The 18,300-nt window shown below is 59.4% G+C and carries 17 protein-coding genes; 10 read left to right on the forward strand and 7 right to left on the reverse strand.

Annotated features, from left to right (window positions below):
- Positions 1–78 precede the first annotated feature (78 nt).
- Positions 79–1,308 (forward strand): alanine transaminase, encoded by a 1,230-nt coding sequence (alaC, locus tag ACUXAC_RS01390; protein WP_421115221.1) that lies wholly within the window; start codon positions 79–81, stop codon positions 1,306–1,308.
- Positions 1,309–1,418: 110 nt separating this feature from the next.
- Complete coding sequence (locus tag ACUXAC_RS01395; protein ID WP_060419922.1) at positions 1,419–1,943, forward strand: cytochrome b; 525 nt, start codon at positions 1,419–1,421, stop codon at positions 1,941–1,943.
- A gap of 66 nt (positions 1,944–2,009) precedes the next feature.
- On the opposite strand, the gene ypdK is transcribed toward ACUXAC_RS01395, so the two are convergent.
- Both ypdK and ACUXAC_RS01405 read right to left on the reverse strand, forming a co-directional pair.
- Positions 2,010–2,084, reverse strand: a complete 75-nt coding sequence (ypdK, locus tag ACUXAC_RS01400) for a membrane protein YpdK (protein ID WP_099782600.1) — start codon at positions 2,082–2,084, stop codon at positions 2,010–2,012.
- A gap of 557 nt (positions 2,085–2,641) precedes the next feature.
- Positions 2,642–3,079, reverse strand: coding sequence for a type II toxin-antitoxin system HicB family antitoxin (locus ACUXAC_RS01405; protein ID WP_343181823.1), 438 nt, complete (start codon positions 3,077–3,079; stop codon positions 2,642–2,644).
- 580 nt (positions 3,080–3,659) lie between these two features.
- On the opposite strand from ACUXAC_RS01405, the gene pgaA reads away from it, so the two are divergent.
- The 4 genes from pgaA to pgaD are packed head-to-tail and all read left to right on the forward strand — an operon-like array spanning position 3,660 to position 9,901.
- Complete coding sequence (gene pgaA / locus ACUXAC_RS01410; protein WP_072270996.1) at positions 3,660–6,116, forward strand: poly-beta-1,6 N-acetyl-D-glucosamine export porin PgaA; 2,457 nt, start codon at positions 3,660–3,662, stop codon at positions 6,114–6,116.
- 10 nt (positions 6,117–6,126) lie between these two features.
- Positions 6,127–8,133, forward strand: a complete 2,007-nt coding sequence (gene pgaB / locus ACUXAC_RS01415; protein WP_421115223.1) for a poly-beta-1,6-N-acetyl-D-glucosamine N-deacetylase PgaB — start codon at positions 6,127–6,129, stop codon at positions 8,131–8,133.
- On the forward strand, positions 8,130–9,464 hold the full coding sequence (gene pgaC / locus ACUXAC_RS01420; RefSeq protein WP_038876552.1) for a poly-beta-1,6-N-acetyl-D-glucosamine synthase: 1,335 nt from the start codon (positions 8,130–8,132) through the stop codon (positions 9,462–9,464). The genes pgaB and pgaC overlap by 4 nt, the downstream gene beginning before the upstream one ends.
- A complete protein-coding gene (gene pgaD / locus ACUXAC_RS01425; RefSeq protein WP_060419934.1) occupies positions 9,461–9,901 on the forward strand; it encodes a poly-beta-1,6-N-acetyl-D-glucosamine biosynthesis protein PgaD in 441 nt (146 codons plus the stop codon). Before pgaC ends, pgaD begins: the two co-directional genes overlap by 4 nt.
- Here pgaD and ACUXAC_RS01430 read toward each other — a convergent pair.
- Complete coding sequence (locus ACUXAC_RS01430; RefSeq protein ID WP_060419938.1) at positions 9,898–10,353, reverse strand: DUF805 domain-containing protein; 456 nt, start codon at positions 10,351–10,353, stop codon at positions 9,898–9,900. The two genes, pgaD and ACUXAC_RS01430, sit on opposite strands and share 4 nt — an antisense overlap.
- Before the next feature lie 279 nt (positions 10,354–10,632).
- On the opposite strand from ACUXAC_RS01430, the gene mltB reads away from it, so the two are divergent.
- On the forward strand, positions 10,633–11,721 hold the full coding sequence (mltB, locus tag ACUXAC_RS01435; protein WP_038876549.1) for a lytic murein transglycosylase B: 1,089 nt from the start codon (positions 10,633–10,635) through the stop codon (positions 11,719–11,721).
- Between the two features lie 57 nt (positions 11,722–11,778).
- Here mltB and ACUXAC_RS01440 read toward each other — a convergent pair whose 3' ends face one another.
- The gene (locus ACUXAC_RS01440; RefSeq protein WP_038876548.1) at positions 11,779–12,930 is read right to left on the reverse strand and encodes a porin; all 1,152 of its coding nucleotides are present in this window, start codon (positions 12,928–12,930) and stop codon (positions 11,779–11,781) included.
- Positions 12,931–13,328: 398 nt separating this feature from the next.
- Here ACUXAC_RS01440 and ACUXAC_RS01445 point away from each other — a divergent pair, with 398 nt between their 5' ends.
- The 3 genes from ACUXAC_RS01445 to ACUXAC_RS01455 are packed head-to-tail and all read left to right on the forward strand — an operon-like array spanning position 13,329 to position 14,895.
- Positions 13,329–13,619 (forward strand): hypothetical protein, encoded by a 291-nt coding sequence (locus ACUXAC_RS01445; protein WP_049200124.1) that lies wholly within the window; start codon positions 13,329–13,331, stop codon positions 13,617–13,619.
- A 46-nt stretch (positions 13,620–13,665) separates the two neighbouring features.
- Positions 13,666–14,589, forward strand: coding sequence for a DMT family transporter (locus ACUXAC_RS01450; protein WP_070915258.1), 924 nt, complete (start codon positions 13,666–13,668; stop codon positions 14,587–14,589).
- A gap of 3 nt (positions 14,590–14,592) precedes the next feature.
- Complete coding sequence (locus ACUXAC_RS01455; protein ID WP_159318352.1) at positions 14,593–14,895, forward strand: hypothetical protein; 303 nt, start codon at positions 14,593–14,595, stop codon at positions 14,893–14,895.
- Between the two features lie 11 nt (positions 14,896–14,906).
- Here the strand turns inward: ACUXAC_RS01455 and dsdC are convergent, their stop codons facing one another.
- The 3 genes from dsdC to ACUXAC_RS01470 form a co-directional block, all read right to left on the reverse strand.
- Entirely contained in the window at positions 14,907–15,836 is a 930-nt protein-coding gene (gene dsdC / locus ACUXAC_RS01460) for a DNA-binding transcriptional regulator DsdC (protein ID WP_033648097.1), read from the reverse strand.
- A 471-nt stretch (positions 15,837–16,307) separates the two neighbouring features.
- Positions 16,308–16,559, reverse strand: a complete 252-nt coding sequence (locus ACUXAC_RS01465; protein ID WP_100396445.1) for a CsbD family protein — start codon at positions 16,557–16,559, stop codon at positions 16,308–16,310.
- 134 nt (positions 16,560–16,693) lie between these two features.
- Positions 16,694–18,190 (reverse strand): helix-turn-helix transcriptional regulator, encoded by a 1,497-nt coding sequence (locus tag ACUXAC_RS01470; protein WP_421115228.1) that lies wholly within the window; start codon positions 18,188–18,190, stop codon positions 16,694–16,696.
- Positions 18,191–18,300: the final 110 nt, after the last annotated feature.

The raw sequence follows: 18,300 nt of genomic DNA on the forward strand, positions 1-18,300 counted from the left end.
TATGTTCGATATTCGGTCAGTTCGCTGGCCTGCGTCGCTCGGACGGTCCGGGCGCTAACGTCTATCGAGGAATCCCCTATGGCTGATAACAGTCCACAGCGCCGTTTCACGCGCATTGAACGCCTTCCCCCTTACGTATTCAACATCACCGCCGAACTGAAGATGGCCGCACGCCGTCGCGGCGAGGATATTATCGACTTCAGCATGGGTAACCCCGACGGCCCGACGCCGCCGCACATCGTGGAAAAACTGTGTGCCGTCGCCCAGCGCGACGACACCCACGGTTATTCCACCTCGCGCGGCATTCCGCGCCTGCGCCGCGCCATTTCGCGCTGGTATGCCGATCGTTATCAGGTGGATATCGATCCGGAAAGCGAAGCCATCGTCACCATCGGTTCGAAAGAGGGGCTGGCGCATCTGATGCTGGCGACCCTCGATCACGGCGATACCGTGCTGGTGCCGAACCCCAGCTACCCGATCCACATTTACGGCGCGGTGATCGCCGGCGCCCAGGTGCGTTCGGTGCCGCTGGTGGACGGCGTGGATTTCTTCGGTGAGCTGGAGCGCGCCATTCGGGAAACCATCCCGCGTCCGAAAATGATGATCCTCGGCTTCCCGTCCAACCCGACCGCACAGTGCGTGGAGCTGGATTTCTTCGAGCGAGTGGTGGCGCTGGCCAAGCAGTACAACGTGCTGGTGATCCACGATCTGGCCTATGCCGATATCGTCTATGACGGCTGGAAAGCGCCGTCGATCATGCAGGTGCCGGGGGCGAAAGACATTGCGGTGGAGTTCTTCACCCTGTCGAAAAGCTACAACATGGCCGGCTGGCGCATCGGTTTCATGGTCGGTAACCCTGAACTGGTCAGCGCGCTGGCGCGCATCAAGAGTTATCACGATTACGGCACCTTTACGCCGCTGCAGGTGGCGGCCATCGCCGCGCTGGAAGGCGATCAGCAGTGCGTGCGCGATATCGCCGAGCAGTATCGGCAGCGCCGCAACGTGTTGGTGAAGGGGCTGCACGAGGCCGGCTGGATGGTGGAAAGTCCGAAGGCGTCGATGTACGTGTGGGCGAAAATTCCCGAGCCTTATGCCCACCTCGGTTCGCTGGAGTTCGCCAAACGCCTGCTGGCAGAGGCCAAGGTCTGCGTCTCGCCGGGCATCGGCTTCGGCGACTACGGCGATACCCACGTGCGCTTCGCGCTGATCGAGAATCAGGACCGTATCCGCCAGGCGGTGCGCGGTATCAAGGCGATGTTCCGCGCGGACGGGTTGCTGAAGCCGGGCAAGGCCGGCAGCGCCAAATAATGCTGTCAGGCCGGGCGTTCGCCCGGCCTTATTTTTTCCGTCCCAAGGTTTTCTTCATCATTTCCCCATTATGCTCATCTACGCTGAATTTTATTTTTTGGATAGAGTGTATGAGCAACCGCTACGCGCGATCGCAAATCGTTTTACATTGGCTGACGCTGCTGATGGTGATCCTCACCTATGCGGCGATGTTGCTGAAAGATTCAGTGCCGGAGGCGTGGGTGCCGATGGTCAAAAATCTGCACTTTAATTTTGGGGCTTCGGTCTTTGCCCTGATGCTGATTCGGTTGGCGGTGCGTTCTTTCCACACGCCGCCGCCGACCACGCCACCGCTGGAAGAATGGCAGGAGGTTGGTGCCAAGATCTTCCATTGGCTGCTGTATGTGGTTTTCCTGATGTTGCCGCTGCTGGGCATGTTAACCCTGGCCTACGGCGGGAAATCGTGGTCTTTGCTGGGCTGGCCGGTGCCGCAGTGGGTGATGCCGGATCCGGTGATGCGCAAGCTGGTCAAAACGGTTCATGAGACGCTGGCAAACATCGGCTACTTTATCATTGGCGCACATGCGCTGGCGGCGCTGTATCATCACTACCTGCGCAAAGACGACACCCTGCGCCGCATGATGCCGGGCAAATGATCGCAAGCCGAAACGACAAAGGGACGCTTGCGCGTCCCTTTGGCTGTGTTCCTGGTCTGGCTGCTGTCAGGCAACCATCAACATGAAGGTGCCAACCCAGGCAACCAGCATGAATGACACGCCCATCAAAAAATATTTCACTGAACAACTCCTGTCTGGAGTCCTCGCCAGCAATGATCCCGATTGTTGTGCTGAGTATTTTATGGGCAACCTGCCTGTCGGGTGGGTTCTTCCAAGCGAAAGAACAACGGCCCCACGTACGGGTTGTCCGGTTGTCGCGCCTCATGCTCCGTGAGGTAAAATCCGAACCGCGACAGGATCGGCGCTAATGTACTCTCAATACTGGTCTGATTTCAATACTGTGTTTTTGATCACAATTTTCGGCTGTTTTTTGCACAGCGTGGACTGTTTTATAACGCTTTTTATGGGCAAGCGACAGGAAGTAGCCTGCCGCTGCGGGTTTTAAAATCGGGGTATTGCAATGCGGTGGCAGGCGCTCAAGCGACGGCGTTGATGCCGGTCACCAAAATGGCCCAAAAAACGAGACAAGACAGCAGAATAACGGCCCAAATATGACGGCGACTCCACTCCATTTTTAGCCTTCGTTGTTGCGACAAGTGATTAGGTAACGATCATATCGGCGCACAATGGGGAAAATTTAGCCCCATCGGATAATATTTCGCTTACCTGCCGCTAACTTATTGGCAAACTCCGCTTATTGTCACGCGCACTTCGTAGCCCAGCAGATACAGCGCCTGCTCCAACGCCTCAACCTTCGAGGCGTAGCCGAGATCCAGCAACCGCTCCATTTGCCCGCTGTTGAATCCCAGCTTGCGTGCCAGCTCCGCTTTGCCGGTGTTTTTGCGCAGCATGGCGTTGTGCAGTTCGATCTTCAGCGCCACCAGCACCGACAGGTGTACCCTCAAGTCATCGGTTTGCAGCGGGGAAGGAGCAGGCAGGGGCAGCCCTTCGTCCATCGCGGCGGCGATGGCGGCCAGCAGGCTTTCCTGCGCTTCCAGCTCGACGTCTTCGCGTTTATAGCAGGCCGATTGCCACTCGGGGAAGTCGTGGAAACCGATCTGCCAGGCGTCGCTGTCGCTATCGAAGGTGTAATGGGCGGGGTAGTGGCTGTACATGGCAATCCCTGATTGAAGCCTGAATGAGGCGCTATTGTGACGGCATGCCCGGGAGATAGCCAGCATGAACGTCGCCGTGGGGAATTTAAATTGAAAGTAATAATTATTAGCAGGCAAATTTAATTTTCTTGTTAGCAATATTCTTATTATTTTTTACGGAAAGAAAGATTATTTAATTAGGTGCTTGGATTAACATCCCCATTAATGATTGATAATGAGAATTGAAATCAAATATCACGTCGGTTTTTATACAATTTCACACGAAGGGATGAAGATAAGAATATTGATCATGATAAAAATGTATATTTATGATTTTTATGGCTTTAATTTTTATTATTTCACTTTTTAACAATTGTGAAATTCCATTTTCATTCAGATATCACCTGGCTGCGGTATTCATCGGCAGATTTATAAAATACTCTTTTTAGGCAAAGGCGCATTCGATTCTATTTAAGCGTGCGTCAGACAGAAATATTCATTACTCCATGCTTATTACCCGACGGCCTTAGCCGATTTTTCGGGTGCCTGCTCGCATTTCCACTTTGCCAGGACAGCAGCTCACGGATTAAAGGAATACCTCGTGCCTAAAGTTAACTCGCGTTCATTACGCTTTACCGAACGCCACGCCACCAAATATGCGGCGTCATTGCTGTTTATCGGTTTATCCCTGCCGGCCGCCGCGCTGGCGGATGAACGCTATGACGCGCTGATCCGTCAGGCCAGGTCGGGTGATACCGCGCCGGTGCTGGCGTATTTATCGCAGCGGCGCGCTCAGGAGGGGTTGAGCCTGCAGCAGCGAGCCGATTATATCCAGGTGGCCGGCTGGGCCGGCCACGATGAAGAGGTGGTCGCGCTTTGGCGTGCCGACGGCGCTGCGCTGCAGCGGGATAGCGCCAGTTTGGCGACGGCGGCCCGCGCCTATCGCAACCTGAAGCAGTGGCAACCATCGCTGCGCCTGTGGCGTGCGGCGTTGCAGCTCGCTCCCGCCGACGGCGGTCTGCAGCGCGGCTATGTGATGACGCTGGCAGATGCCGGGCAGGATGTGCAGGCGCAAACGGAAGCGGCAAAAGCGGAGAAGCTGCTGGAGCCGGCGACGTGGTATCTGACGCGCGCCTATGTGGACCAGGCCGCCGGCCGCAGCTGGGCGGCGCTGGAAAACGCCACCCATGCCCGTGCGCTGGCGCCGTCCGACACCGGAATTCAGGCTTATTACGTGACGCTGCTGGCGGCAAATCGGGTTGCGGATCCGGCGCTGCGTGAAAGCCAGGGGCTGGCATTGCCGCCCGCGCAGCAGCGCCGCCTGCAGGCGGATGAGGCCGCCGAACTGGTGCGGCTGTCGTTTATCGATGCTCGCGGCGAACAGGAACGTTTCGTCATCGCCGACCGCGCGCTGGCGCGCTATGACCAACTGCTGACGCAGTGGCGGCCGCTGCCGGAGGCGCAGGACAGCTACCAACAGGCGCGTATCGATCGCCTGGGTGCGCTGCTGGCGCGTTATCGAATGGCCGACGTGGTGAGCGAGTATCAAACCCTGCAGGCGGAAGGGCGCACGGTGCCGGATTATGCCCAGCGCTGGGCGGCGTCCGCCTACCTCTATCTGCAGCAGCCGGACAAGGCGCAGGCCATTTTCGGCCGCCTGAACGCCGCCGCACCGCAGGCGGTGACCGCCGAAGACGAAACCGATCTGTTTTACGCGCAGGCGGAGAACGAACGCATCGATCAGGCGGCGTTGCTGGCGCAGCGCGTCAGCCAGCGCTATCCCTACGCGACCCGCCTGTACCAGCTGCCGACGCTGGCCTACAACGATGACTGGCTGGTCGGCCAATCGCTGCTGGCGCAGTCGCGGGTTTATCAACGCGATCTGGCCGAGGCCGAACGGCAGCTGACCCATCTGGCGCGCACGGCGCCGGGCAATCAGGGTCTGCGCATCTCCTTGGCCAGCGTTTATTTGGCGCGCGGCTGGCCGCGTCGCGCCGAGGATGAGCTCAAGCAGGTGGAAGGGCTGGAGCCGCGCAGCCTGCCGTTGGAGATCCAGCAGGGCTATGTCGCGCAGGAGTTGCAGGAGTGGCGCCAGCTGGATTTGCTGGCCGACGATGTCATTCAGCGCGCGCCGGAAAGCGTCGCCGCTCAGCAGCTTGAACGTTCGCGACGCATTCACCACATGTCTGAACTGCGTATCAGCGGCAATCAGGGCATCGATTCCGACGGGCCGGTCAGCGGCAGCCACGATTTTGGCATTCACGCCGCGCTCTATTCACCGCCGATCGACGACAACTGGCGGCTGTTCACCGGCTGGGGATTCAACACCGGCCAGTTCGACGAGGGCAAGGGCATCAACCGCGATCTCAGCGCCGGCGCCGAGTGGCGCTCGCGCGATCTGTGGCTGGAGGCCGAGGTGGCCAACCGCAACTACGGCCACGGCAATGAGCTCGGCCTGCGCCTCTCATCCTGGTATGACCTGAATGATCAATGGCGCCTCGGCGGTTCGGTGGCGCGCCTGTCGGCCGAGACGCCGCTGCGTGCGTTGACCAACGGCATCAGCGCCAACGGCGGCAACCTGTGGCTGCGTTGGCAGCAGAACGAAAGCCGCGAGCTGCGCGCCAGCGTGGCGCCTTCGCACTTCTCGGACGGCAACAACCGGCTGGAATACGGCCTGGAAGGGCGGCAACGGCTGCTCGCCGGCGCCCGCTATCGGCTGGACATGAACCTGACGCTGTCCGGCAGCCGTAACAGCCAGGAGAACGTGCCGTATTACAACCCGAAGCGCGACTTCACGCTGCTGCCGTCGTTAACGCTCGATCACACCCTGTATCGCCATTATCAGACCGAGTGGAGCCAGCAGTTCCAGGCCGGTGCCGGCAGCTATTGGCAGCGGGACTATGCGCGCAAGCCGATCACCCAGCTGGGTTACGGCCAGCGCATCAGCTGGAACGGGGTGTTGGACGCCGGCGCGATGCTGCAGTTTGAGAAGCATCCGTACGACGGCAAACGCGAGCGGAACATCGGCGTGACGTTTGATCTGAATTATCGTTTTTAAAGGAATAATCATGCTTATTCGATCCTCGCTTTTCGTGTTGGCCGCGTTGCTGACCACCGCCTGCAGCCAGGCGGACGTGCCGCGCTTCACGCCGCCGGCGGAGCGCCCCGTGGGGCCGATGGAACGCCCTTGGCCGGCCAACCGTTACGCGGTGCTGGCGTATCACGACGTGGAAGACGGCGCGGCGGACCAGCGCTACATGTCGGTGCGCACCAGCGCGCTCAACGAACAGTTCGCCTGGCTGAAGCAAAACGGCTACCAGCCGGTGTCGGTCGAGCAGATCCTGCAGGCGCAAAACGGCGGCCCGGCGTTGCCGAACAAGGCGGTGCTGCTGACCTTCGACGACGGCTACCGCAGCTTCTACAGCCGGGTCTTCCCGCTGCTGAAGGCCTACAACTGGCCGGCGGTGCTGGCGCCGGTCGGCGTCTGGCTGGATGCGCCGGCCGGCAAGCCGGTCGATTTCGGCGGCCTGCTGACGCCGCGCGATCGCTTCCTCACCTGGCAGCAGGTGCGGGAGGTGTCGGACTCCGGGCTGGTGGAGATCGGCGCGCACACCTACGCGTCGCATTACGGCGGCATCGCCAACCCGCAGGGCAATACCGAACCGGCGGTCGCCAATCGGCTGTACGACGCCAAACAGGGCCGCTACGAAAGCGAGGCGGAATATCGCCAACGCATCGAGAAGGACGTGGCGTTGATCACCCAGCGCATCACCGCCGCCACCGGTAAGGCGCCGCGCGTGTGGGTCTGGCCGTACGGCGCGGCCGGCGGCGTGGCGCTGGACATCGCGCGCAAGCACGGTTACCGCATGGCGCTGACGCTGGAGAACGGGCTGGGAGACGTCAACGCGCCTGAAAACGTGCCGCGCATGCTGGTGGCCGGTAACCCGTCGCTGACGAGCTTCGCCCAGCAGCTGACGCAGATACAGAACCGGCAGATCATGCGGGTGGCGCACGTCGATCTCGACTACCTCTACGATCCCGATCCGCAGCAGCAGGCCAAAAACCTCGACAAGCTGATCCAGCGCATCTACGACCTGCGCATCAATACCGTTTTCCTGCAGGCGTTCGCCGATCCAAAAGGCGATGGCAACGTGCGCGAGCTCTATTTCCCCAACCGCTGGCTGCCGATGAAGGCCGACCTGTTCAACCGGGTCTCCTGGCAGCTCTCTTCGCGCACCGGCGTGGCCGTGTATGCCTGGATGCCGGTGCTGGCGTTCGAACTGGGCTCTGACGTGCCGCGCGTACAGCGCCTCGATCCGCAAAGCGGGCAGCTGTCGGTAGACGACAAGCAGTACCGCCGCCTGTCGCCGTTCAGCCCGGTGGCGCGCCAGCGCATCGGTGAGATCTACGAGGATCTGGCGGCCCACGCCACCTTCAAAGGGATCCTGTTCCACGACGATGCCCTGCTGTCGGACTTCGAGGACGCCGGCCCCGACGCCGTTGCGGCCTACCGCCAGGCCGGCTTCGCCGATTCGGTGGCGGCGATACGCCAGGATCCGCAGCAGATGGTGCGCTGGACGCGCTTCAAGAGCCGGGCGCTGATCGCGTTTACCCAGTCGCTGACCGAGCGGGTGCGGGCGATCCGCGGCCCGCAGGTGCAAACCGCGCGCAACATCTATGCGATGCCGGTGCTCGAGCCCGCCAGCGAAGCCTGGTTCGGCCAGAATCTGGCGGATTTCCTGCAGGCCTACGACTGGGTAGCGCCGATGGCGATGCCGCTGATGGAAAACGTGTCGCGTGCCGACAGCGGCCGCTGGCTGGATCAACTGGTGGGCAAAGTGGCCGCTTACCCCGGCGCGCTCGATAAAACGGTGTTTGAGTTGCAGGCCGTCGACTGGCGCAAGGAGCGCCGGATCAGCCTGGATGACGGTCAACTGCTGGCCGAATGGATGCGTCGCCTGCAGCGCAATGGCGCTCAGAGCTTTGGTTATTACCCCGACAACTTCCTCGACGATCGGCCTAAGCTGGATGCCATTCGCCCGGTGTTGTCCTCAGCCTGGTTCCCACTGCCATGACCGATCGTTTAATTGCCTTATTTATCCTGTGCCTGGTGTTGAGCGTGCCTTTCGGCATCGTCCTGCTGTTTACCGGCGAAGTGCTGCTCAACTTCGTGTTTTTCTGGCCACTGTTCATGTCCGGTATCTGGATCGCCGGCGGCATCTATTTCTGGCTGCACCGCGAGCGCCACTGGCGCTGGAGCCCGGACATGCCCGCGCCGGTGCTGCCGGGCAACCCGTCGATCAGCGTGCTGATCCCCTGTTTCAACGAAGGGTTGAACGCGCGTGAAACCATTTCGGCGGCGATGGCGCAGCGCTATGAAAATATCGAAGTGATCGCCATCAACGACGGTTCCAGCGATGACACCGCCGAGGTGCTGGATCAGTTGACGCTGGAGTTCCCCCGCCTGCGGGTGATCCATCTGGCGCAAAATCAGGGCAAAGCGATCGCGCTGCAGGCAGGCGCGGCGGCGGCGCGCAGCGAGTTTCTGGTGTGCATCGACGGCGATGCGCTGCTGGATCGCGATGCGGCGGCCTATTTGGTGGCGCCGCTGTTGGCCAATCCGCACGTCGGCGCCGTGACCGGCAACCCGCGCATCCGCACGCGCTCCACGCTGATCGGCCGCATCCAGGTCGGTGAGTTTTCGTCGATCATCGGCCTTATCAAGCGCACGCAGCGCGTCTATGGCCGCCTGTTCACCATCTCCGGCGTGGTGGCCGCGTTTCGTAAGCAAGCGCTTACCGATGTCGGCTACTGGAGCCAGGACATGATCACCGAAGACATCGACATCAGCTGGAAGCTGCAGCTCAAGCACTGGGCTATCTTCTTCGAACCGCGGGCGCTGTGCTGGATCCTGATGCCGGAGACCCTGCGCGGACTGTGGAAGCAGCGCCTGCGCTGGGCGCAGGGCGGCGCCGAGGTGTTTTTAAAGAATCTGCGCAACCTGTGGGCCTGGGAGCACCGGCATATGTGGCTGCTGTTCGCCGAGTATTGCCTCTCTACGTTGTGGGCGTTCACTTACCTGGTCAGCGTGCTGATTTTCCTGGTCGGGCTGGCGGTGCCGCTGCCGGAGGGCATCCGCATTCATTCGTTGCTGACGCCGGCGTTTACCGGCCTGGTGCTGGGCGTGGTGTGCCTGCTGCAGTTCACCGTCAGCCTGCTGCTGGAAAAGCGCTATGAGAAGGGCTTCGGCCGCTCGCTGTTCTGGATTATCTGGTATCCGCTGGTGTATTGGCTGCTCAGCCTGCTGACCACGCTGGTGGCGTTTTCCAAAGTGATGTTGAAAGCTCGGCGCGGGCGTGCGCGCTGGATCAGCCCCGATCGGGGCATTGGGAGGATCAAAGAATGACGGACGTCCTGATTTATTCCGAACGCGGCCTGCTGCCGCGCGTGGTAGACAGCCTGTTGACGCTTTTTGCCTGGTGCGGCTTCCTTTATCTGTTCAGCCGAGGCCTGATGTCGGTGATGGATCAGCACGGGGTGGGGTCCGCCCTGTCGCTGCTGGAGGTGATCTCGCTGTATATCATTGTGGCGTTGTTCAATGCCGTCACGTTGATCGCCTGGGCCAAATACAACCAGTATTTCTCCCGCCGCAGGGCGGCCGGCCGCTGGCGGAAACAGCAACCGAACACCCACATCGGCTATATCACGCCGGAGTTAACCCGGCAGCTGCGGCATTTGCCGATCGCCGTGGTGTCCCATAACAGCGGCGGCGGCATCAGCCAGGTCAGCGGCAGGCTGACGGCGGCCGAACCGGCAGCGAACAAGGTGGTGCAGCTGCGTTAGTCGTCAGCGTTGCCGTCCGGCTTGCGGCGCAGCCCGCCCGGCGGCAACAGCAGGGCGCAGATCATGACGGCCAGGCTGAACAGCGGCAGCCAGCGCGCCACCGGGCCGGGGGAGTAGTTGTTGAGCACCGAGCAAACATAGCACGCCACGGCCAGCGCCCAACCCGGCAGGCCGATATCGTTGAGCCGAAACGCGGTTTTGGCCATAAACCACGTCACCAGGCCGAAACAGAACAGCGCCCAGACCATAATGCACAGCAGGTACAGCAATACCGAGACGAATTCCTCGGTATCGCCGTGCGCATGGGCGCGAAAATGGTTTTTATCCAGGTAGGTCGACAGAAACGACAGCAACACGATGCCAATGGCGAAGATCGCCAGCGAGAAAACAAAGGGTTTGCGCGAGATGCGCCCACGGTAAAGATCTTTGGCGAGTTGTCCGAGAGATTCCATTACAGTCCATTGTCGTGATCATTGCGGCGATAGCCGGATGGCAAGCAGCCGGGCATTTTATCGGGGTAAAAGGGGGCGTCAAGGTGATAATTTTTCTCATTTAGTCGCGGTTGAGATTCCGCGCGGCCGCACCGGGCGTCCTTTCACCGTGCAAAACGTCACAATTTGGCACGTTTGGCTACCTGACGCGGTAATTGGCGACATAATCCAGTTTGTTCGCGCCGAACAATGCATTAACATAACTCCCACTTATCTCTTGCATGGTTATATGGATATCCGATGCGTCACCTGGTTGCGCTTTTACCGCTGATTACCTTGCTTGCTGCCTGTAGCAGCACGCCGAAACCCAGTCCCACCGCTACGCCGCAGGGCACCCCGGTAAAGGGCGGCTTTTTGCTGAGCCCGGCGCACAGCGGCGCGCCGCTGGGTGGTGATTTCGCCAATAACCCGAATACCGCGCGCTTTATCGATAAGATGGTGCAGGAACACGGCTTTGATCGGCAGCAACTGCACGACGTGCTGGCGCAGGCACGGCGCCTGGATTCGGTTCTGCGGCTGATGGACAGGCAGGCGCCGACGCCGTCGACCCAGGGGCCAACCGGGCCGAATGGCTCCTGGCTGCGCTACCGCAACAAGTTCATCACGCCGGATAACGTGCAAAACGGCGTGGTGTTCTGGAATCAATATCAGGATGCGCTGCAGCGTGCCTGGCAGGTGTACGGCGTGCCGCCGGAGATCATCGTGGGGATTATCGGCGTGGAGACCCGCTGGGGCCGCGTAATGGGTAAAACCCGCATTATCGATGCGCTGGCGACGCTGGCCTTCGACTACCCGCGCCGCGCCGATTACTTCGCCGGTGAGCTGGAAACCTTCCTGCTGATGTCGCGCACCGAAGGCGACGATCCGCTCGAGCTGCGCGGCTCCTTCGCCGGCGCGATGGGCTATGGGCAGTTCATGCCTTCTTCCTTCAAGAGCTATGCGGTCGACTTCAACGGCGATGGCCATATCAACCTGTGGGATCCGGTCGATGCCATCGGCAGCGTGGCCAATTACTTCAAGGCGCACGGCTGGTCCAAAGGCGAGCCGGTCGCGATTCAGGCCAACGGCCAGGCGCCGGGGTTGGAAAACGGCTTCAAGACCCGCTACTCGGTCACCGCGCTGGCGGAAGCCGGCCTGAGCCCGCAGGGATCGCTCGGGGATAACCAGGAAGCCAGCCTGCTGCGGCTGGACGTCGGCACCGGCTACCAGTATTGGTACGGCCTGCCGAACTTCTACACCATCACCCGCTATAACCACAGCACCCATTACGCCATGGCGGTATGGCAGCTGGGCGAAGCGGTAGGGCGCTCGGCGCGCGGCGGTTTCTGACGCTGCGCCCATAAACGAAAAAGGCCGCTTGCGCGGCCTTTTTTACGTTCTGAGCAATCAGAAATCGTAGCGCAGACGCACCACGGTCATATCGCCGAGGTTGTCGGTGCTCGATGTCAGCACGTGCTCTACGTCAACGCGGAAGCCGTAGTCAAACTGCACGGTAACCCCGAGGCCGTTGTCGATGCGCTGGTAGTTGCGCCCGGTGACGTATTCCAGGCGATCGCCCATAAAGTACGGCATCACCGATTTCACCGCGTACTGGCCAACCGGCACGGTATAACCGGCCAGGTATTCGATACCCCACGCATCGCCGGCGAAGTAATTGTTGACGTCGGCTTTCTTGGTGGTCAGGAAGTCGTGGTAGTAACCGCCGCCGAAGGTGAGGGTCCAGTTGTCCGGTTTCCAACTGAGGGCGGTGCCGACGATGTTCTGATCGTAGCTCTTGCTGCCGCTGGTGGACGGGTTGCGCATTTCGGCGCGGGTGTAGTTCCAGGCGGTGCCCCAGGTCAGATCCTGCGTGATGTGGTAATCCACGCCCAGTGAGCCGCCGCCTTTGCGCTTATAGCGCAGGCCGTTGCCCGGCAGGTAGTCGCTGTCGCTGAACAGGTACGACGCATAAACGTCCGCATCGCCGAAGCGGTTCTTGTACTTCAGCATTTTGCGTGAACGGTAAGAGCCGTCGTAGTCGCCGTTGATGCCGTTGCCCGGCGCCTGGGCCAACATGTCGTAGTCCCAGATATCGGTCTTGGCGCCAACCACATCATAGTAAACGCTGTTCTGCTGGCCGAAGGTCATCTGGCCCCAGGTGTTGCTTTTCAGGCCGGTGTACAGCATGCGGCGGCTGGTGTTTCTCGCGCCGTCGGCATAGTGATGATCCCAGTCGAACAGCGCCGGAATGTTTACGCCCAGCTCGTAGTAGCTGATCCAGCTGATATCGTCGAACAGGTAGTAGTCCGCCGCGAAACGGAAGCGGGTGCCGCCGTCAAAGCCGTTACGTTTGTAGGAACCTTTGTCGCCGTCGCCCGTCATGTTGTTGAACTGCGGACGGATGCTGCCGCCAACGGTGAAGTTCAGGCGGCTGAGCGGATCACCGGCCTGTGGATCCTGCTTCAGCAGGGTGATTTCCGCCTGAGCGGCGAACGACGCGCTGCCGATCGCCAGACCCAGCGCCACCGCTTGAGTCAATACGCGCAATTTCATTGCCATGTGTTATCCCTGTTTTATGTATGACCGCCCCCATCAGCGCCGCCATGCCGATGTTTTGCGCAGAACGCTGCGTTTTTGCGCATTTTGACGGTTTTTTTTGGTGTTTTAGCGGCGGGCGGCATTTGTAACATAAACAGGGACATAAATAATTACTTTTCTTGCTAATTATTGGCCGGTTTTTGACCATTCCGTGCGGTGCAAAGGGCCGCTGTTCATGTTTCTCGATTCGGATGAATTCATTTAACGCCAAGGTTTATATTTTTCATTTGTCAGTCACCGGCGCCAGCCTGTAATTTCATCCGTGCAAGAGGTAATTAATTTGAGCCTTTTACCGGTGTATTAACGTCAGCCTTTGTCTGCGTAATCGGCCGGCATGAATAAGCGATTGGGAGGTCGCCATGAGAAACCTGTTAATGTTGTTAGTGGGGCTGTTTTCACTGCCGGCGATGGCGGCGGAGTCGCACGTTTGTCATTCTCAAGCGTATGATTATGCAGAGGTTAGTAAGCTTAGGTTGTCGGATGACACCCTGTTCACCTGCCGCGGCGTGGGGCGCCTGACGATCCCTGAATTAGCGCGTAAAGGATGGAGGGTGATTCATTTGGCGCAGCAAACGGAATATACCGACTCTGTCGATAGCGATGGTGAGGTTATTAAACTTTATCAGGAAATCGTGGTTTATAAAGAATAACGCGACGGTTGCCCGTTATTATTCTCACGGTGGCGAGAACCCTATTATGAATGCGAGAATCGGAATCGACGGCAGGGCTGCCGCCGCGATGGTGATGCTATGCGCCATCTGGGGAATGCAACAGGTGGCAATCAAGGCCGCCGAGCCGGATGTGTCGGCGGTGCTGCAAATCGCCATTCGCTCGGGTCTCGCCGCGTTGGCGGTTTACCTGCTGGCGCGCGGCCGCGGCGAGCGCTTCACCTGGGATCGCGCCACGCTGTGCGCCGGTTTGAGCGTGGGGGCATTGTTCGCGCTGGAGTTCTTTTTTGTCTCCGCAGGGCTGCGTTACACCAGCGCCTCGCATATGGCGGTGTTTTTGTACACCGCGCCGCTGTTTTCCGCCCTTGGCCTGCATTTTCTCCTTCCTCAGGAGCGCCTGTCGCCGGTGCAGTGGCTGGGCATGCTCATCGCCTTTGGCGGCGTGGTGCTGGCCATATCGGGCATGGCTGAGGGAAGCGGCGGAGCCGAACGGCTGAAAGGCGATCTCTACGGCCTGCTGGCGGGGATCGCCTGGGGAGCCTCTACCCTGGTGATCCGCACCACGCGCCTGGCGGAGTGCCCGGCCAAACAGACGCTGCTGTGCCAGCTGACGGGCGCCTGTGTGCTGTTGTCGTTGCCGGCGCTGGCGACGGGAAACCTGCATTTCACTCTGAGCCCGGTGGCCTGGTACAGCCTGCTGTTCCAGACCGTGGTGGTGTCGTTTTTCAGCTACCTGATCTGGTTTTCACTGCTGCGCCGTTATCAGGCCTCCTCACTGGGCATTCTCACCTTTATGACGCCGGTATTCGGTATCCTGGCGGGGGGCGTGATTCTCGGCGAGCCGTTGCAAATTGAGTTTGTATTGGGGGCTGTGCTGATCGTGCTGGGATTAATCGTGGTGAGTTGTTCTTATCTTATTTATTTTGACCGAAGGGTGGCACCCAAAATATAAATTATGGATGTTGATGTACAGAACTACCAAATAAGCTGCGAAAGCCAATTCATTATCCAGCTGCAAATATCCCGCTATGCCTGGGGCGTGCCGCTGATCACGCTCAGCGATAACGGTGATTTTACCGTGATAAGAAGCCGAGGCTGGTCGAGGTTGGCTAATGGGATGCAATTGGAGGTTTATTATTTTGCCAATAATTCCCTGCTTACCTGGGATAAAAACCGCAAATATATCTCTTATTCAAAGGCCGGCCGGCTCTACGCCTGCGCGCTGCGTTTTTCTTATTCCCCCAAAATAGAGCGCTAACCCTCTGGCCATCAGACCAGAGGGGCGATTTTCATGATCCACTGCTTAAACGCGAGGATTTTCGGCCACTGCCGCTCGGAGATGGTCGAGGTAAAATAGCAGTGCTCGCAGGGCACGGTCATGTCGGTGAACGGAATGATCAGCTCGCCGCTTTTGATCCAGTCCTGCACCAGATTGAGCCGCCCCATGGCGACGCCAAGGTGCCGCGTGGCGGCCAGCACCGCGAGATCGGAGCGGTCGAACTCCATGCTCTTGCTGTCGGTATCCAGCCCCAGCGCAAAGTGTTGCGACCAGGTTTGCCACTCGTCTTCGCCGGAGTTGTAGCGATCGTGCAGCAGCGTGCAGTGGGCCAGGTTTTCCGGCGCATCGTACAGGCTATGTGCGGCGGCATACTGCGGCGTGCAGATCGGCACCATCGATTCCTGCATAAAAGCCTCGTCCAGATGCCGCCCCGAGGGCAGTTTGCCGAAGTACATCGCCAAGTCTACGCCGCGGTTGGCCAGGTTGATGATCTCCTGCCCGGTCAGAATGTTGAGGTGAATGGTGGGGTGCTGGGCGATAAAGTCGCCGATGCGCGGCAGCAGCAGGCATTGCACCAGAGACGGGTGCGAATAGAGGGTCAACGTCCCTGTCAGCTCGCGATTTTTGATGTCCAGAATTTCCTGGTTTAAGGTGTTGAACGAGCTGTCCAGCGCCCATTGCATGCGCTCGCCCTCCGGCGTCAGGGTAATTCTGCGATGAAAGCGCTGGAATAGCAGGAAGCCCAACTCCTTTTCGAGCAGATTAATGCGGTGGCTTACGGCGCTGGGGGTGATCGACAATTCTTGCGCCGCCAGCGCAAAAGATAAATGACGGGCGACGCATTCGAAAGTATGCAACCGGGAAAATTGATAGCTGGTCAGCGGGGTGGCCCGCTGTGAATGTTTTTTACTGGGGAACATGCTATTTCTCCGTGCGCATAATACGCCAATGTTAACATCTAATGGAGAGAGGGATAAACCCAGGTTGACCGATAGAGTCGGTTTTTAAACTGGCGGTTTTAACTATGTTGAGGGTAAACCGATGGAGCGTATAAAAACCGGAAATAACAGCCGGTGAACGCTTTGATGGAGAGGGCGATGATAATCGGGAATAGGGCGAATATAATAAAATGGCGGGTTGTTAAACGGCGAGTAAAGGCGGTATGCGACAACCTGAATGATAAAGGCCCGTATTTAATAAGGGATATAACGGCTTAACCATAATAATCCGCCGTTGTGACGACGCGGAGTACCCGTTAATCATCATTGCCGGCGAATAAATCGATAAGACCGCATGTTCGCTACGTTTGCTCTTTGACCTGGGGAACCGCGCCCGGTGGTGACCCTCCGGGCACGGCATTCAGGGAAAAACGGTATGCTTGTCGGCGCGCATCAACGGCGGCGCAGCAGCAGGCCGGCCAACAGGCCTGCACCAGCAATGAGGGCTAATGCGGCGAGGGGGTTTTTCTTCATCATGCTGCCGGCGCAGCTCAGGGCGTCGCCGTATTTTTCTTGCAGCGCGCCCGCTGCATAGCGCGTGACGCCTTCGGCCTGCAAACGTTCGTTTCCGGTGACGTCGCCCGCCATTTCCTGCGCTTTGCCCGCCACTTTTTCCATCATGCCATTGGCTTTTTCGCTGTTCATTATGATGCGCTCCTAAGGTTCGATCCGTTTGGCTTCCGCACAGGGCGAAAGCCTGCATTTGCACCTCCATGTTATGCACTTCACGTTGTGCCTATAAGGGGCGTTTGCATCGGTACGGATAGTGCATTTGCAGGCTACTTGCCGTTCCTGGTGGCCGGCCCGCCGGTAAACAGACCGCGCTCCCTGGCCCAGACGATGGCTTCGCTGCGGCTATGCACACCCAGTTTGGAATAGACCGTCGCGACATGATTGCGAATGGTGTTGAGCGCCAGATTGAGACGCGCCGCGATTTTCTTGTCCGGCAGCCCCTCGCAAATCAATTCCAGCACATCGCGCTCGCGCGGCGTGAGATCGCTGGCGTTAAATCCGGTCTGATCGGGCCGGTTGATGCTTTTCACGTTGGCCAGTTTTTCAATCAAGGTTTGGCTGAACCAGGAAGCGTCCTGCATCACTTCCTCGATGGCGCTCACCAGCTCCAGCTCCGAGCGTTTGCGTTCGGTAATGTCCATGAGCACCAGCAGGTAGCAGGGCGTATTGTGAATGCTGACGGCATCCGCCGAGGCCACGCAGTCGATCGGCTCGCTCCCTTTCTTGCGTACCCGGATGTCCAGCCCTTCGACGTTACCGCTTTTTTCCAGCGCGGCAAACAAACGGCGGTTCGCCTCGGGATCGTCAATAAATTGGATCTCATCGACCGTTTTGCCGATCAAGGCTTCGGCGTCGTACTCGGTGGTGCGGGTGAAGGCTTCGTTGACGTCCAGCACGCGCCGCTCGTGCGCCGTACACAACAACGTCGGCACCGGGCTCAGGCGAAATGTCTTGGCGAACCGCTCTTCACTTTCCCGCAGCGCCGATTCCGCCTGACGCCGGGGTTCGAGATCGGTAAAAGTGAACAGCATGCAGTCGTCTTCATTGATGTCCAGCGGTTGGCCGGCAACCACCACCAGCTTGCTTCCGCCACCGGGCAGTTTCAGCTCGGCCTCCATTTGCGGAATAGTTGCGCCTTCCCCCAGGCGCTGAATCGCCAGCTCTTTGTGCTCAGCCTGTTCCAACACGTCGAGTTCATAGACCGAACGCCCCATGACCTGTTCACGCTGGTAACCGGTCATATCGAGGAACCCCTGATTGACCTTGACGTAACGCAGGTCGCTTAGCCGACAAATGACCGCCGGCGCCGGATTGGCGTTGAAGGTTTTTTCAAAGCGCTGTTCGGCGCTGGCCCACTCCGTCGCGTCGCTCAGGATCAGCGCCAGCAGCTCCGGCTGCCCCTGTGCATCGGTGATAATCAGGCTCCGCAGGCGGTGTACCCAGAAGCTGTCCGGATCGTCGACCTGCCGAACTTCCACCACCACATCGGTGAAGGTCTCGCCATCGGCAACCCGGTTCAGCGGGTACTGTTCCAGCGCCAGCGGGTGGTTGTTGCGATAACGCAGGGCAAACCGCGCCGCGTACTCGTCGGCATTGGCCCCCAGGGCTTTCTGGTGGCTCACGCCATGCATGGCCAAGGCGGCTTCGTTGGCCCAAAGCAGCGTTTGATCGGTATCCGTCAGGATCACGCCGTCGGACAAGCCGGAGATGATTTGCTGCAGGTGGCCGCGGTGGGTTTCGCTGGCCAGGACGGATGGGTTCATGTGCTCTCCGCTAGACAGAAGGGGGAGCGGCCTCTGACGGGGGCCGCGGGTTACGCTACTCGCTGAGCAGCTTAGTGCATAACGTGCGTATTCGCAGGGTGTGAATGCAC

It is taken from the genome of Serratia sp. 121840015-1 (assembly GCF_053627655.1).

Excerpts from the sequence above, each read along its gene's own strand:
- ACUXAC_RS01430 (WP_060419938.1), bottom strand. The coding sequence starts at position 10,353 with ATGGAATCTCTCGGACAACTCGCCAAAGATCTTTACCGTGGGCGCATC.
- ACUXAC_RS01405 (WP_343181823.1), bottom strand. The coding sequence starts at position 3,079 with ATGTACAGCCACTACCCCGCCCATTACACCTTCGATAGCGACAGCGAC.
- mltB (WP_038876549.1), top strand. The coding sequence starts at position 10,633 with ATGCGTCACCTGGTTGCGCTTTTACCGCTGATTACCTTGCTTGCTGCC.
- pgaD (WP_060419934.1), top strand. The coding sequence starts at position 9,461 with ATGACGGACGTCCTGATTTATTCCGAACGCGGCCTGCTGCCGCGCGTG.
- pgaC (WP_038876552.1), top strand. The coding sequence starts at position 8,130 with ATGACCGATCGTTTAATTGCCTTATTTATCCTGTGCCTGGTGTTGAGC.
- ACUXAC_RS01395 (WP_060419922.1), top strand. The coding sequence starts at position 1,419 with ATGAGCAACCGCTACGCGCGATCGCAAATCGTTTTACATTGGCTGACG.
- pgaB (WP_421115223.1), top strand. The coding sequence starts at position 6,127 with ATGCTTATTCGATCCTCGCTTTTCGTGTTGGCCGCGTTGCTGACCACC.
- ACUXAC_RS01450 (WP_070915258.1), top strand. The coding sequence starts at position 13,666 with ATGAATGCGAGAATCGGAATCGACGGCAGGGCTGCCGCCGCGATGGTG.
- ACUXAC_RS01455 (WP_159318352.1), top strand. The coding sequence starts at position 14,593 with ATGGATGTTGATGTACAGAACTACCAAATAAGCTGCGAAAGCCAATTC.
- alaC (WP_421115221.1), top strand. The coding sequence starts at position 79 with ATGGCTGATAACAGTCCACAGCGCCGTTTCACGCGCATTGAACGCCTT.
- ACUXAC_RS01440 (WP_038876548.1), bottom strand. The coding sequence starts at position 12,930 with ATGGCAATGAAATTGCGCGTATTGACTCAAGCGGTGGCGCTGGGTCTG.
- dsdC (WP_033648097.1), bottom strand. The coding sequence starts at position 15,836 with ATGTTCCCCAGTAAAAAACATTCACAGCGGGCCACCCCGCTGACCAGC.
- ACUXAC_RS01470 (WP_421115228.1), bottom strand. The coding sequence starts at position 18,190 with ATGAACCCATCCGTCCTGGCCAGCGAAACCCACCGCGGCCACCTGCAG.
- ACUXAC_RS01465 (WP_100396445.1), bottom strand. The coding sequence starts at position 16,559 with ATGAACAGCGAAAAAGCCAATGGCATGATGGAAAAAGTGGCGGGCAAA.
- ACUXAC_RS01445 (WP_049200124.1), top strand. The coding sequence starts at position 13,329 with ATGAGAAACCTGTTAATGTTGTTAGTGGGGCTGTTTTCACTGCCGGCG.